At 58.7% G+C, this 15,218-nt stretch carries 13 protein-coding genes; 3 read left to right on the top strand and 10 right to left on the bottom strand.

Annotation, left to right across the window (positions count from 1 at the left end; translation table 11 throughout):
• Window positions 1-3: 3 nt before the first annotated feature.
• The 9 genes from H040_RS10235 to H040_RS10195 form a co-directional block, all read right to left on the bottom strand.
• On the bottom strand, window positions 4-813 hold the full coding sequence (locus H040_RS10235) for a 2-keto-4-pentenoate hydratase (RefSeq protein WP_027609216.1): 810 nt from the start codon (window positions 811-813) through the stop codon (window positions 4-6).
• A gap of 15 nt (window positions 814-828) precedes the next feature.
• Complete coding sequence (locus tag H040_RS10230) at window positions 829-2,289, bottom strand: 2-hydroxymuconic semialdehyde dehydrogenase (RefSeq protein WP_027609215.1); 1,461 nt, start codon at window positions 2,287-2,289, stop codon at window positions 829-831.
• A gap of 347 nt (window positions 2,290-2,636) precedes the next feature.
• Window positions 2,637-3,356, bottom strand: coding sequence for an SDR family NAD(P)-dependent oxidoreductase (locus H040_RS10225; protein ID WP_218185883.1), 720 nt, complete (start codon window positions 3,354-3,356; stop codon window positions 2,637-2,639).
• Window positions 3,353-4,588, bottom strand: coding sequence for a dienelactone hydrolase family protein (locus tag H040_RS10220; RefSeq protein WP_025754664.1), 1,236 nt, complete (start codon window positions 4,586-4,588; stop codon window positions 3,353-3,355). Before H040_RS10220 ends, H040_RS10225 begins: the two co-directional genes overlap by 4 nt.
• Window positions 4,589-4,679: 91 nt before the next feature.
• Window positions 4,680-6,023, bottom strand: a complete 1,344-nt coding sequence (locus H040_RS10215; protein WP_027609213.1) for an OprD family outer membrane porin — start codon at window positions 6,021-6,023, stop codon at window positions 4,680-4,682.
• Between the two features lie 132 nt (window positions 6,024-6,155).
• Window positions 6,156-6,470, bottom strand: a complete 315-nt coding sequence (locus tag H040_RS10210) for a Zn-ribbon domain-containing OB-fold protein (RefSeq protein WP_025754666.1) — start codon at window positions 6,468-6,470, stop codon at window positions 6,156-6,158.
• Window positions 6,458-7,639, bottom strand: a complete 1,182-nt coding sequence (locus H040_RS10205; protein WP_027917336.1) for a thiolase family protein — start codon at window positions 7,637-7,639, stop codon at window positions 6,458-6,460. Before H040_RS10205 ends, H040_RS10210 begins: the two co-directional genes overlap by 13 nt.
• Complete coding sequence (locus tag H040_RS10200) at window positions 7,636-9,000, bottom strand: MFS transporter (RefSeq protein ID WP_025754668.1); 1,365 nt, start codon at window positions 8,998-9,000, stop codon at window positions 7,636-7,638. Before H040_RS10200 ends, H040_RS10205 begins: the two co-directional genes overlap by 4 nt.
• Window positions 9,001-9,090: 90 nt before the next feature.
• Window positions 9,091-10,704: an ATP-dependent acyl-CoA ligase gene (locus tag H040_RS10195; RefSeq protein ID WP_033693252.1), complete on the bottom strand. Its 1,614-nt coding sequence runs from the start codon at window positions 10,702-10,704 to the stop codon at window positions 9,091-9,093.
• Between the two features lie 114 nt (window positions 10,705-10,818).
• Here H040_RS10195 and H040_RS10190 point away from each other — a divergent pair, with 114 nt between their 5' ends.
• Window positions 10,819-11,724, top strand: coding sequence for a LysR family transcriptional regulator (locus tag H040_RS10190; RefSeq protein WP_027609210.1), 906 nt, complete (start codon window positions 10,819-10,821; stop codon window positions 11,722-11,724).
• Window positions 11,725-12,193: 469 nt separating this feature from the next.
• On the opposite strand, the gene H040_RS10180 is transcribed toward H040_RS10190, so the two are convergent.
• On the bottom strand, window positions 12,194-13,102 hold the full coding sequence (locus tag H040_RS10180; RefSeq protein WP_027917335.1) for a LysR family transcriptional regulator: 909 nt from the start codon (window positions 13,100-13,102) through the stop codon (window positions 12,194-12,196).
• Window positions 13,103-13,242: 140 nt separating this feature from the next.
• Between H040_RS10180 and H040_RS10175 the strand changes: the two genes are divergently transcribed.
• Window positions 13,243-14,643: an amidohydrolase family protein gene (locus H040_RS10175; protein ID WP_027609208.1), complete on the top strand. Its 1,401-nt coding sequence runs from the start codon at window positions 13,243-13,245 to the stop codon at window positions 14,641-14,643.
• Between the two features lie 11 nt (window positions 14,644-14,654).
• Window positions 14,655-15,128, top strand: a complete 474-nt coding sequence (locus H040_RS10170) for a DMT family transporter (protein ID WP_027609207.1) — start codon at window positions 14,655-14,657, stop codon at window positions 15,126-15,128.
• Window positions 15,129-15,218: the final 90 nt, after the last annotated feature.

Raw genomic sequence — 15,218 nt, 5'->3', positions numbered from 1 at the left:
CCCTTACTCGGCTTGAGCAAAGGACGCAGTGACGCGGCCCAAGCCCTGGATCTCAGCGGTAAACACATCGCCCGGGCTCACCGGCACCATAGGTCCCAAGGCACCGGTCAACACCACGTCACCGGCACGCAATGGCTCGCCGAGACGGACCATGGTATTGGCCAGCCACACCGCCGCATTCAGTGGGTTTTCCAGGCAGGCTGCGCCGGCTCCGACCGATACCGGTTCGCCGCGTGAAGTCAGGCGCATGCCACAATTGACCAGGTCCAATTGCCCCAGGGATACCGGCTGACTGCCCAGGACAAACAGCCCGGACGAAGCATTGTCGGCGACCGTGTCGAGCAAACTGATGTCCCAGTTGGCGATTCGACTGCCGACGATTTCGATGGCCGGCAGGGCGAAAGCAGTGGCACGGATAATGTCGGCCAGGGTGTGGCGCTCATTGCACAGATCGCGCTCCAGAACCAGGGCGATCTCTGCTTCTACCTTGGGCTGCTGGCATTCACTCCAGCTGATAAGCTGGCCGTCACCTCGGGCCATCTGGGCAAACAGCCGACCAAAGTCCGGTTGGTCAACCCCCAACTGGCGCTGGACAACACTGGAGGTCAAACCGATCTTGTGACCTACCGGGTTCCAGCCTGCGGCAATGTCGGCGGCGTTGTTGTGCTGTTGCACGGCGTAGGCCTGCTTTAGCGCGGGTTCATCTTGCTCGGCAGCCGCACGCTCGATGAGATCGCGTACTGGCGCACAGGGCCTGCCCTGTTCACGAGCCTGGCGCAGACACGCTGCTGCTTCAGCGATTGCTGGATGCATGGAGTTCTCCTGTCCTTACGGATTGACACAAATGGTGGTGAGCTCGGAATAGAAATCCAGCGAGTGGCGCCCTCCTTCGCGGCCAAGCCCAGACAAGCGTGCGCCACCAAAAGGCGTACGCAGATCGCGCAGGAACCAGGTATTGACCCACACCATGCCGACATGGATACGTCGAGAGAGACGGTGGGCCCGCTTCAGATCGCGAGTCCACAGAGAAGCAGCCAGGCCGTAGGCCGAATCATTAACGCGTTGCAGCACTTCCTCGTCGCCATCGAAGGGCGCGATATGACAGACCGGACCGAACACTTCTTCGCGAATGCAGCGAGCGTCATCGGCAAGGTCGGTCCAGATAGTCGGCTGGATAAAAGCGCCCTGGTCGCGCTCGTCGCCAAATGTCGGCACACCGCCGCCACTGACCACTGTCGCGCCCTCTGTCACAGCCAATTGGAAGTAGCCCAACACCTTGTCGCGGTGTTTATGGGAAATCAGCGACCCCATGTTCACGCCGTCTTCGTCGGGATAGCCGATCTTCAGCTTCTCGGCGCCTGCTTTGAGCGCCGCGACAAAGCGCTCGTAGATCGACCGCTCGACGTAGACCCGCTCCGTGCATAGGCAGACCTGGCCAGAATTGGTGAAACTGGAACGCAGCACACCGGCAACTGCCGCATCAAAATCGCAATCTGCAAAAACGACTGCGGCATTCTTGCCACCCAGTTCGAAAGACACCTCACGTACGCCCTCGGCAGCAGCGCGCATGATGGTCGAGCCGGTGCGCGACTCACCGGTAAAGGTGATGGCATTGACGCCAGGGTGGCGAGTAAGAAACTCACCGGCAGAATCAGGGCCAAAGCCATGCACAAGATTGAATACACCGGCGGGCACACCGGCCTCGTGCATGACCTCGGCCAACAGCGTGGCACTGGAAGGCGTATCTTCCGACGGTTTGACAACCACAGAATTACCACAGGCCAACGCTGGCGCGACTTTCCAGGTAAGCAGCAACAGCGGTAGGTTCCACGGCGAGATGATGGCCACGACGCCGTGCGGCTTACGCACGGTATAACTGAACACATCCGTGCCATCGCCGGTGCGCATTTCAAAAAGCTCGCTACCGCCTTGTCGCACTAAATCAGCGAAGGTACGAAAGTTCTGCACGCCCCGTGCAACATCCAGGCTGCGCGCCTGATGCACGGGCCGACCAGTATCAGCGACTTCGGCAGCCACGAAGTCTTCAAATCGACGCTCGATGCCATCGGCGATCCGCTCTAGCAGATCAGCCCTCTGGGCAGTGCTGAATCCAGCCCACGGCCCCGACTGAGCGCCTGCCGCCGCTTCGACGGCAGCATTCACTTCATCTTCACCAGCCTCACATACCTGGCCCAATAGGCTCCCATTGACAGGAGAGATGTTGTCGAACCTGCGGCTGCTCTCGACGAAAGTCCCAGCGATATAGTGACGTAGCAAATGTTTGGACACAGCGCCCTCCTGAGCAGGATGTTTTCAATGAGTCTAGTGAGGTCATATATAAATTAATAATCGAAATATCGTCTTCATGTATTAGAACTCGGAATACATGAATTTCAGGCAAAGCTATGGATGTGAATGCGCTTTAGTAATTCACTGCAACTTTCATGTTAACGATGCCCGCAACTTAATTGCGGCACCAAACATCTTCGGATTTTGCTTGTAAGCCTGCAGGTGATGCTCAAGCCGCCGCGACTTTTCATCTCAGCCAGCAGGCCAGCGCGTTGCAGTCAGCCCGAGCGTGCAGCATCGCTTGCGGTGGTGCTGCACGCTTGAGCAGCACTCCCGCTGCGGCCCTTTTAAAGGTACCGGGCGAAGTAGGCCTGCGTACTTGCCCGGTTGGCCGCGAGCTTGTGCGCAACGTCCAGTGCCATGGGGTCGGGATAGACCTCGGTGGCACCGCTGGCCAACCCCGCTACGATCGCGTCGGCCACGTCCCGAGGACTGGCCTTGGCACCCGCAACGCCACGGCTCATCGCGGTATCGATCGCACCGGGGAGCACTGCCATCACCTGCACCTGGCCGGCCAGCTCCGCCCGGGCGGCCTCGGTCAGGCGCAACGCGGCCGCCTTGGACGCACACAACGACCCCATGGCTGGCAACGCCACCCGCGCCAGAATCGACAGCACGTTGACGATGGCGCCAGTTCGCTCGACAAGCGTCGGCGCAAAGGCACGCATCATCGCGAGCGTGGCGAAGTAGTTGACGGCCATTTCCTGGGCAGCGGCTTCGGGGTCCTCGGTGCCCAGCAACCTCTGCTGCCTATTGAGGCCAGCATTGTTCACCAGGATATCGACCCGTACCCTGCTCGCCACCTGCGCGACTTGCTGCTGGTCGGTGACGTCCAGATCCACCGCCTCCACCTGCGGATGATCGAACAGCAGACGCTCAGGGTTACGGCAAGCGGCGTAGACACGACTTGCCCCCGCAGCCAAAAACGCTTCGATCAAGGCAAGGCCCAACCCTCCGTTGGCGCCGGTGATCAGGACCTCCTTGCCCACAGTCGTGATGGCGCTCACAGGTGCTCACTTTTGGCCCAGCGGGCCATCAGCGTGTTCGAAGGCAGCGATTCATCGAGCAATTTCTTGGCCGTTTCGATGCCCGCCACCGGTAGCCCTTCTGGATCGAGCAGGCCGATCTGTACCAGCACAGAGGCCTGGTCCCAGTAGATATGCTCGTGGTATAGCTTGTTGCCGCGGAAGTTGACCACCGCCACCATGGGTACTTCCACGTATTTGCCGGTAGGTGCTATCCCAGGCAGCATGTAGTCCATTTCGCAGGTGTGGGTGAAAGACATGATGAATTCATCGACGACCTGGTAGGCGCCGACCGTGCGAGAAACCGGAATCATCTTGGTGTCCTCGGGGTTGGCGTGGACAAAGTGATGCTGATAGAAGCGTCCGAGTTGCTTGCTGCCCACCCCGCCGGTCAGCGTCGGAATGTGGTTCACGTAAGGCTCGGCGACCATGGTCTTCAGGGTGGCCGGCACGTCTCGGGTAACGAACTCATGGTGGATGTGCTCGTCCCACAGGTCTGAAAGGTTGTAGGCCGGCCCGATGTACTTCTTCAATGCGCCAATGGTGCGCCCATGAGCCATGAGGGCCGAGGGTTTGTGAAAGTGATCGCTGCCCAGGCGGGCAAAGGCATGGTCAGCACCCTCGTAGGTATACAGCTCTACGCCTGGGCGGCCACGCAGCACCTCGGCGATACGCGCACGGGTCGTGGCGTCACACAGCCCGTCCAGTTCGCCGTGATGCAGCACCAGCCCACCGCTCAGGCCATCGGCTTCATCCAGGTATTGCTCAATACCCATGCCGTAGTAGCCCACCGCAACCGCGACATCAGTACGGGTGGCGGTGAGGTAGGCCAGTTTGCCTCCCAGGCAATAGCCCACGAAGCCCAGGGCGGGCTCGGTGACCTCGGCCAGATCCCGCAGCGTGTCGAAGGCGGCGGCGATGTCGTCTACGGCCTTGTCCAGGTCCAGTGCGGTGTAGAGGCTCAAAGCCTTATCGAAATCTGCGGGGGTGTAGCCCAGGTCGATACCCGGCTGTAGACGCCAGAACAAGTCGGGCACCAGAACCACATAACCTTCCTCGGCATACATCTGCGCCACCTCGCGCATGTTGGCGTTCACGCCAAATATTTCTTGGCCCAACACGATGCCTGGCCCCTTGCCTTCAGGCGGCAGCGCCAGATATCCCTTGAAACTTCCAGCCTGGTCTCGTGCCTGAATATCGATGTATTTGCTCATCTCATTACTCCTTCTACGGTAAGCGGACAGACATTGCTCTACATGAATTCTTGGCGAAGCAGCTTTGATGAAGCATTGCCAACGGCGCCATCTACAGCAGCTTGAAAGGGAATTCGGTGATCAGGCGAATCTCATCCATGTCACCGCGTGGCTCAGCCGAATTACCGCGGTGCACGCCGTACCGCGCTCTCAAGCTGAGGTTTTTTGCCGGCCCGTCTTGCACGACATATTGCATCTCGATATTGCGTTCCCAGTGGCGCCCCCCATCTCGAAAGCCGAGGGGATAGTAGGAACTGTCCGGTTCGATATCGGAGCCTTTGCCACCCTGTCCCTGCATGTAGCGAATCATGAACCTCAGGCCAGGCACGCCACGCGCACTGAAGTCATAGTCGTAACGAACCTGCCAGGACCGATCGTTGGGCGCGTTGAAGTCACTGAGCTGTACATTGTTAGCCAGCTGTGCCACGGTGGTTTGCCCGTCTCGGAACGCCATATAATCGAAGGGCGTGTCGCCCTGCACCTTCTGGTATGCAAGCATGAGGGAGTGGGCACCGAACTTGACGCCCGGAGCAAAGGACCAGGTTAAGTTGTCGATGGGCCCGCCATGGGCGGCACCGATGTCGACCGTTCGGTACATGCTGAAATTCAAGGTTGGGGTCAGCCCCTCGACGAGGGCAGGCAAGTAGCGAAACCCCAGGTAATCCTGGCGCCAAAGATCTTCGGCACGTTGAGTGCTGAGGTAGCCTTTGACTGCGCCCTGCTCATAATTCAGGCTGAGATAATCGACCGTATCCGTCTCCGTAGCGCCATACAGGGAACGTAGCGTGCTGTCGTTGCGGTTCTCCGAAGGCGCCTTGCCGGCGGTGATGTGGGCGGCATCGAAGGTTAGCGGCTGCAGATCGCGACTGATGAGCTGCCATGCTGTCACCGTTTGCGGCAACAGGCGCCCGGAGCCACCATCGGTGAGGAACACCGGAGAGGTGCGCAATTCCATGGAGCCGTATTTGAGCACCGTTTCACGGTACTTGAGCTTGAGCGCACCGCCGCCCACGCTGTACTCATTCGCCACATCACCGTCGTTGTTGACGTGAAGCAGGTTGGTGCCGGTCTTGCCACGACCACTGTCAAGCTTCAATCCCGCATACAGATGCGCGTCGAATCCCAAGCCGACAACACCAGTCGTGAACGGGGAGATGTAGTCCAGAGTTAAGCCTTGGGCCAACTCCGCGCGATAACCGTTAACGGTGCCTGATCGGCGGTTGGCACCACCGTTGCGGAAGTCGCGGTTGAGATAAAAGTTCCGGGTTAAACCGGACAAGCTTCCCTGCTGAAAATATGTTGAAGCATCGGCCCATAGTTCATCTGCCAAGGCCTGTTGGCAAGCCAGCGCCAGCCCTAAGCCAGACACTAGTCGGTAATCGATCACTGCAGGCATAACCACACTCCTGGGTACTCACGTGCACCACGCGCAAGGCCTTGAGGCCATGCATGGTCAGGGAATGACTAGCTGGGGGGTCGGCCGACGACGCACGCTTCGGCGATCGAGGTCGGCTCGAACAGTTGTTGATTACAAGTCGCGGTCGGCCGGGTGGGCTACGATTCGCCGATATTCATCTATGGCGAGCTCTACCAAGGTGCCAGGAGGCAAAGGCTCTGCTGTCTGGGCAATTACCACTGGCCCATCGCTCAGCTCGACACTAGCCAGGTGCAGGAGCTCTGCGGCAGCGATCCCGATCCGCGCGCGCACCACGGTAGCCTGAGCAATCCGGGCGACCCCGGCAGAGACTTCCTGCCACTGCGCCTCACCGCAGCGCGGGCAGCTGTAACGCGGCGGGAAACTGGCCTGGCCGCAACCGACACATTGCTGGATCATGAACGCCATGCCACACCCCCTTGCCACCGTTCGAGCACCACCGCGTTGGCGCACATGCCGTAGCGATACTGGACCATGCCATAGCCGGTCACCACCGCCAGGCGCGCATCGCTGACCTGGCGTTGACCGGCGTCGCCAAGCAGCTGGGTAATGGCTTCGACCAACCCATGCATACCCCCCGCCGCGCCCGCCTGGCCGGCCGAGAGCTGCCCGCCCGAGGTATTCACCGGCAGTTCGAAACGGCCTATCCGCCGCAGCGCTCGCCGGTAATCGTCGTCGGGGACGAAGCCCAGGTCGGCGAGCTGGATCAGGGCCATGACCGGATAGTCGTCATACACGCACGCCAGGTCCATGGCATCAGGCCCGGTATTGGCGCGGTCCCACAGCGTGTCGGCAATCTTTGCCAGCGGCGTCTGCAGGCCATCGCCAGCCTGGTGGTCATCGTTGTGCAGCGCCTTTACTGCACGCACCGCCACGTTGACCGTGTTGCGGGCGAGGTCGGCGCGGGTCAGCAGGATGGCGTTGGCGCCATTGACTACCGGTACGCAGTCAAACCGGCACAGCGGGTCGGCCACCATGGGCGCCTCAAGGTACTGCTCGATGGTCAGCGGCTCGCGGTAGACCGCCAGCGGGTTGCGCTGCGCCCAGGCTCGCTGGGCAATGCACAGCTCTGCATAGTCTTCGCGGCCAAGGCCGGTGCGTTGCGCATGACGCTGGGTGAGCATCGCGAACACCCCATTGGGCCCGCCGTGCTGAAGCGGCTTGAGGTACTCCTCGGTGGTCCGGTTGTAATGGTCGACCAGAGTCTTGAAATCCTCCGGGGTGAACGTATCACCGGCCACCAGTACGATCACGTTGGCATCACCGTGCTGGATGGCACGCACGGCATGCTGCAGCATATTGATCGCGCTAGCCCCGCCATTGCGGTCATCCATGCACCAGGTCAGGGTCAGCCCGAGGCGCCACGCCAGATCGATGGCGTTGTCCGGCCGGTGGGTGAAGGATGCCACGCCCAGGCCGTCGACCTCATGCGCTGCCACGCCTGCCTGGCGCAGCAATTGCTGCACCGCCCTGCCGAGCAGTTGCGACGTCGACTCACCCGTGCCGCGCCGGTTGTAGGGTACTTCCAGGGCCCCGGCGATCAGCGCCACGGCGTCATTGCTTGCTGACCGGTTCATGACCGCCCTCCTTTGGCCCGCACGCGGGTCTCCTTGGTGAAACAAAGAGAGATGACTGTGATCAGCCCCAGCGCCATCATCATCAGAGAAACTGGCCAACTAGCCTGGTAATGCGCCAGCAAGGCGGTAGCGATCATCGGCGTCAGGCCACCGGAGAATACCGAGGCGACTTCGTGCCCGAGAGCCATTCCGGAATAGCGGACCTCAGTGCTGAACAGTTCGCCCATAAGACTAGGCTGCGTACCGATCATGGCCCCGTGGCAGATGGCATTGCCAATGAGGAAGGCGAGCCAGATCCAGGCAGGCTCTCGGGTCTCGAGTAACCAGAAGAATGGGAATGCCATTAGCACCATCCCTAAGGCACCCACCATATATACCGGCTTGCGACCTATGCGGTCCGACAAACGCCCCCAGAACAGCATGGCCACCAACTCCACGCACGTGGAGAACGTGACTCCCGCAAGCATCACACTATTGGGCACGCCAAGAAACTTGCCGTAGACAAGAGCGAACGCCAGCATGATGTAGGAGCCGCCGTTTTCAGCCACTCGCAACCCCATGGCCATCAGCACTTCCCGCGGATATCTGCGCAACACATCCAGCACGGGCATATGCGCCGTCTTGCCCGTTGCCTCAGCTCGCTGGAAATCCTGACTCTCTGGCAATGTCCGGCGAATGTAGACGCCCAGGACGAATATGACGATCGAGATAAGGAACGGAATGCGCCAACCCCAGCTGTGGAAATCCCGCTCCGGCAACAACTGGACTAGATAGAACACCGCTGCGGACAAGACGAACCCACCGCCCACTCCGATCTGACTAATCGAAGCGTAGAAGCCGCGGCGCTCAGGTGGCGCCGACTCGCTGATCATCAGCACGCCACCGCCCCACTCGCCTCCTGCTGCGATGCCCTGCAAGATACGTAACAGCAGTAGCAACGCGGGCGCCCACATGCCCGCTTGAGCGTAGGTGGGCAACAATCCGATCAAGAAAGTTGCCCCGCCCATGATAGAGAGCGTCCATACCAAGGCTTTTTTGCGACCGTACTTGTCCCCGATATGGCCGAATATCACCCCACCGAAAGGCCGCGCGAGAAAACCCAACGCAAACCCGGCCAGTGCCGCGATCGTACCCACCAGTGGATCGGTGCCCTTGGGGAAAAACAATTCCCCGAATATGAGCGCCGCCGCTGTGCTGTAGAGAAAGAAGTCGTACCATTCCAACGCCGTGCCAGTGACAGAAGCCAAGACGATCTTGCGAAAGGTCTTGCTGTCGATCGGTACTCGGTTATCAACTGCAGCGGAAACATGACTGTGCTCCGACTGGTTATCTGATAGTTCAAGCGAATGCGTGCCCGTCATGGCCGTCTCCGTCAATGACTGAATATTTATGAACGCTATTTTTATTGTTATTGCATCGTTTTTTATTGCACGGCAGTCAAAGCTAAATGATTAGGCGCGTTTAAGCCTGTAGCCGGAGCACTCTAGGTCCCATGTACTGGCGGTAACGCCGAGTTCTCTCAATTTATATTTCTGAACTTTGCCGTTTTCGGTTTTCGGCAACTCGATAACAAAATCTAAGTAACGCGGCACGGCGAAATACGCCAACCGTGACTCACAATATTGCGTCAGCTCCAATGGATCGAGCTTAGTCCCCTCCTTGATGACGATAGATGCCATGACTTCATCTTCCGCCAGTTCAGATTTCACCGCATATACCGCCACGAGCTCCACCGCGGGGTGGCTCGACAGAACCTGCTCCACCTCAAAAGACGAGATGTTCTCTCCACGGCGACGGATTGTGTCCTTCAAGCGGTCAACAAAGCGGAAATAGCCGTCGCTATCGCGCACAACCCGGTCGCCGGTGTGATACCACAGGTTGCGCCAGGCTTCGACAGTCTTTTCCGGCATACCAAAGTAGCCGCAGGCGAAAGCGAAGGGCTGCTCAGCGCGCAATACAAGCTCTCCTGGTTCGCCATCCGCTACCGGCTGATCCTGGCTGTCTACCACCCGGGCACTGAAGCCTTTGGCCAATCGGCCCATAAAACCAGGCCGCTGATTCTCCAGAGTCCCTCCAATCACGGCATTGGTTTCGGTAGCCCCATAACCATCGATGAGGCCGATGCCTGTGCGTTGAATAAACGGGGCGTGGAACTGTTCAGGGACGCCTGGGGCTAGCGCGACACGCACGTTATGCGCGCGCTCGAGCTCATTGTGCGGACGGCTGAGAAGGATAGGCACCATGGCTCCCAGCAGATACGTCACTGTGGCCCCGGTTTCCGCCAGCGCCTGGTAGAAGCCGCTAGCGGAAAAACGTTTGTCTACCACCAGCTGTGCGTCGTGCAGCAAGGCCTGGAAAAAGGCGTTCAATGCATTGGTATGGAACAACGGCAGGCATGTATACAGCACATCCCCGGGGCGCACCTGTAGGTCGCCACCGGTATTCAGCCCCCACCAAAAGAATTGGGCGTGCGGGCAGATCACGCCCTTGGACAACCCGGAAGTCCCGGAGGTGTAAAGGATAACCAGCGGGTCGCCATCCTCGAGCACTGCAGGTGGGGCCATGGACGCACTGCGAGGGGGCATCGACCGCACCCTTAACCGCTCCTGCCAAACCGCGTTGACATCGCCTTGCGGCGAAAGGACCCACAGGGCTTCGACAGCAAGCGCAGAGTAATCAAGTGCCGCGAGCACATCCAGATTGACCTCGTCACTGACCAACAAGCGCGCCCCACTATTAGCCAGCACATGATTCAACTGCATGCCCCGACAGGCGGTATTAATAGGCACCGCAACCGCGCCCAGCCAACCACATGCCAACAGCACTTCAAGGAACTCGGCGCGGTTGGCGCACATCAATCCAACCCGATCTCCACGCTTTATCCCATATTCCGCTAGTGTTGTGGCACGCCGTCCTATCACGTCGACAAGTTGCGCAGCAGTCCAAGTGCAGCTTCGGTCGGAAAAAAGCGCCGTTTCAGGGCTGCGTTCAATACGTTTCGACAGCAGCACCGGAAGTGTTAATGCCCCGCCAACTGCTTGTTGTTTGCAAAAACCTGTGTCCATCACTCAAAGCCTCAGATTGTTGTATCGCCTCGCTGTTGTTCCGAAGTCTATGAACCTGTACTCTATAAGTCAAATTCATGGCAATTATACAATTGATAAACGGTATTTATACGAATGCGCAACTTGAATGATGTCGATCTAAATTTGCTTAGGGTTTTTCAGGCCATAATGGAGGAACGCAGCTTGACACTCGCGGCTGGACGCCTGGCGATTACACAACCTGCTGTAAGTTACGCCTTGGGTCGACTTCGCAAGCTTTTTGATGATGCGCTATTCGTACGCACGCCGGAAGGCATGATGCCGACCCAGACCGCCGAGCGGATTGCCCTACCGATCGGACGGGCACTCACGGCAATACGCGATGCTCTGAATGAAACCGAACCCTTCGATCCTGGTACTAGCGACCGGGAGTTCCGTTTGTGTATGTCAGACATCGGCGAACAGGTGTTCCTGCCGTCGCTTTGTGAACGGCTTCAAACGCTTGCGCCGGCCATTAAGCTCTCATCAGAGCTGGTACCCGTCGCCATGGTGGTCGAGCGGATGCGTATGGGGCAACTGGACTTCGCAATTGGTAACCTGCCCACACTGAAAACAACCACCCGGTACCAATCCCTGTTCCGAGAACAATACGCCTGCATGACTCGCAAGCGTGACGGACTTCCGGCCGGGAAAATCAGCGTGGAGGATTTTCTTGCCCTCTCCCATGTCAGTGTCACCTCCACTGACAGCAGCCACTTAGCCATCGAGGACACTCTGGCCTCACGTGGCCTGAATCGACACATCGCTTTGAGGGTACCCCACTTTACAGTTGTGCCGCAGATACTCAGGCATACAGGGTGGATGGTCACCCTACCTGAAGGCGTCGCACATGCGCTGAATCATTCGAATGATTTCGTGATTTACCCGCTGCCAGTGGAGATGCCGGGGGTCGAGTCTACCGTTCATTGGCATGGTGCCTACGACGCTGATGCCGGCAATCAATGGTTCAGGGCATTTCTATTTGAAACCTTGCGCAGATAAGGCTATTGCAGATCAGGGGTAGTCACGGAGGCCAAGTCATAAAGGGGCTAGCAGCATACGTCGGCGGGTATTGCTGGCCGGGCTGCGCTACGCGCAGTCTGCGCAGCACGGCAAGGGTATACGCGCCCGCATGGCACGGTCATAGAATGAGCCGCTTCCGAGCCAAAATGGACGGGCAAAATTACCTAACTCCTCATTAGGATCATTTACGCGCCAGGCTACGCCATGTTGAGGGCCTCCTTCCTGCGCTTCGGCTCGGGCGCCAGCATAATGCTCGGCCTGACGTTCATCGGTTTGCGTGCAAATGAAGCTGACGACACCGCTCACTTTCAGGAGCAGCGGAATGCGTCGATTTTTTAATTGCAGCCACGGTCCACTACTGCTGGGCCAAGCCAGGCGCACCATTCAACCATCCTATAAACGCCAATAGTGATTGGCATTTTAGTCCGGAGAAGCTTTCATCTCCTGATCAGCCAGCAGGCGAACCGCCGTCGTGAACTAGCCCAGCGATCCAGTCAGCGAACGCCTGCACAGCTGGTGATAGAAAGCGCTGATGTGGATATAACAAGTGCACAGGAACCCGGTCAGGCTGCCAGTCAGCAAGCACTTCGACCAGCCGCCCTTCTCGTAGATGTTCGGAAACAACATTCTCGGCGAGTTGCACGAGCCCAAAGCCTTCAAGGCACATTTTGATGTAGAGCCCAGTCTCGTTGACGGCTGCTGTGCCCTTGACCGGTACTGAGATTTTCTCGTCGCCACGGGCGAAGCGCATCTCACCTGCTTGCCTTGCACGGCCCGAGAAGTAATGGATGGCCCGGTGACGAGACAAATCTCGCGGAGTCTGCGGAGTACCGTTCTCTTCGAGATAGGCAGCAGATGCACAGGTCACCCAGCGAGAACGGCCTAGTGGTCGCGCAACGAGCGTTGAGTCATCCAGCTCGCCTGTACGAATGACGCAGTCGACTCCCTCCTGAAGCAGGTCAACCTGCCGATCGTTGACGCCTATCATCAGGTAAATATCCGGGTAGCGCCGGTAAAAGTCTTGCAGGTTTGGAATGACGATGAAGTGGGCAATGCCGCCCGGCATATCGACGCGCAAACGCCCCTGCGGCCGTTTCACGGAATCCGTCAGGCTGGTCTCCGTGCGTTCGATCAGTCCCAATATTTCCCTGCATTGCGCCAGATATTGGGCGCCTTCAGGCGTCAGGCTAACCCGCCGCGTTGTTCTGTTCAGCAGGCGCACCTGCAGGTACTTCTCAAGATTTTTAACGCTGCTGGTCACCGTTGAGGCCGGTAGAGAGAGCGTCTGCGCCGCCTGGCTAAAGCTTCCTGCCTCAGCCACACGGACGAAAACCTGCATTGCTTGAATACGGTCCATGACGGGTAACAGCCTTGGAGCGGTGAAAGGAGGCATTATTATTCGCATAAATTGAATAATAAAAACAGTTCTACCATCTTTTTCCCGCAGTATCGAATTGCGTACATTGCTTCCAACGAAATTTGAAGAGGGGTACTGAAATGGGTGAATACACCCGCAGCATAGTGCAGGCTCCAGCCGCTCCGGCCGGACGCACACTTATCCGCGGCGCAACTGTGCTGAGCATGGACGGCGACATCGGCAATCTGGCGCGTGGCGATATCCTCATAGAAGGCAGCACCATCTCGGCCATCGATGAAAATCTCGAAGCCGGCGACGCTCTTGTGATTGAGGCATCCGGCATGATCGCCATGCCGGGCATGGTCGATACCCACCGTCACTCCTGGGAGGGGCAACTACGGCGAATTAATCCGAACGCCGCAACCCTGGAGGATTACTGCAACGCCACCCACTTTTCGTTCGCCAAATATTATCGTCCGGCGGACATGTATATCGGCAACCTGCTGAGTGCATTGGGCTGTATCGATGCTGGTATCACGACCCTTGTCGACAACTCGCATAACAGCCGCACCGGTGCGCACTCCGATGCCGCAGTAGAGGCGCTGCTCGATGCAGGCATACGCGCCGTACATGCTTCGGGAGCGCCGGTGGCGGGTGAGTGGGACAAAGCCCACTGGCCGGGCAACCTCGAGCGTCTGCAGGACAAATACATCAAGAACGGTGACAACCCGCTGCTCTCACTGGCAGTGATGGCGCAGCTGGAACCTGAGCTGTGGGCTGAGGCCAGGCGCCTGGGATTACCGATCATCACCGAGTTTTTTGGTGGGGACATGGCAGCTGAATTGGAAGGCTTGCATCGCGAGGGGCTGCTGCGCTCTGACAACATCTTCAACCACTGCACCGCGCTGCCGGACGCCGGGTGGAAGATCCTTCGCGAGGCTGGCGTGCGGGTCAACGTATGCCCGCGTTCAGATGCCCACTACGGCATTGAAGATGGAATGTTCGCCATGCAGGCGGCTCAGCGTCATGGCATCAGCCCTGGGCTGAGCGTCGATAACGAAACGTCCTACAGCGGCGACATGTTCATGGAGATGCGGGTAGCGTTTTATCTGCAGCGCGTCCTGGGCATGCATCAGCAGCGCTGCTGCAGCGAAGACCATCATCCGGTGGTGACCCTGCCCGCCCATGTTCTGCTCAAAGCCGCGACTGTCGACGGCGCCACCTGCGCTGGCTTGCATGACAAAATCGGCAGCCTGGTTCCCGGCAAACAGGCTGACCTGATCCTTATCAACGCGCAGGACATCAACCTTTATCCGTCAGGTAATGCCTTCGGCACCGTGGTACATGCGGCAGAGCGCAGCAATGTCGACACTGTCATGATCGGCGGGCGTATCGTCAAGCAGGGCGGCAAGGTTCTGGGTGTGAATAGCGAAAAGCTGCGCGCGGCGATCGACGAGTCGCGTGAGCATCTGTTTGCTGCTGCTGGCTATCAGCCGGATATGTTTGCCGAGGCATTCTTGCCGCTTGAGTCAGCCAAGTAAGGAGGCGTTAAATGAATGCAGCCTACTACCTACTGGCTATCTGCGCGGGGCTTGGTATCACCCTGCAGACCACGCTGAATGGCCAACTCGCTAAAGGTGTGGGTGGAGATTCCGTAGCGGCGGCACTGTTTTCTTTTACTGCCGGTGCGCTATGCCTGGGCATCTTTTCGTTGATGCGTGGCGGGATAGTGGCTTCAATCGCGGCTATCCCTGCCCAGCCTTTGTGGAGCCTTCTAGGTGGCCTGCTAGGTGCCGGCGCGTTGCTCAGCTACGTGGTACTCGCGCCAAAAATAGGCCTTTCAGCGCTGCTTGGCCTCGCCATCGCCGGGCAGATCATTTCGTCCCTAGTTATCGATCACTTCGGACTGCTCGGGGCAGTCGAGAGGCCGGTATCTGGTTTCAAGTTGGCCGGGGTAATCGTGATGCTCGGAGGCTTGGCAATCGCCCTGTTTGGTGACCGGTGGTCAGGGCTTGTATCCAGCTGATTCCCGTGGTTAACCCCTCTCGCTTCATAGCCACTGATACCGATGGAGTGCAGCTTGAAGCCGAAGCGGTTGCCGCAGGAGAACTGACAG

Source organism: Pseudomonas sp. URMO17WK12:I7, assembly GCF_003269045.1.
Taxonomy (GTDB): domain Bacteria; phylum Pseudomonadota; class Gammaproteobacteria; order Pseudomonadales; family Pseudomonadaceae; genus Aquipseudomonas; species Aquipseudomonas putida_J.
Note: the sequence above shows the minus strand (reverse complement) of the source record. Positions and strands in the feature narration are given on the sequence as shown.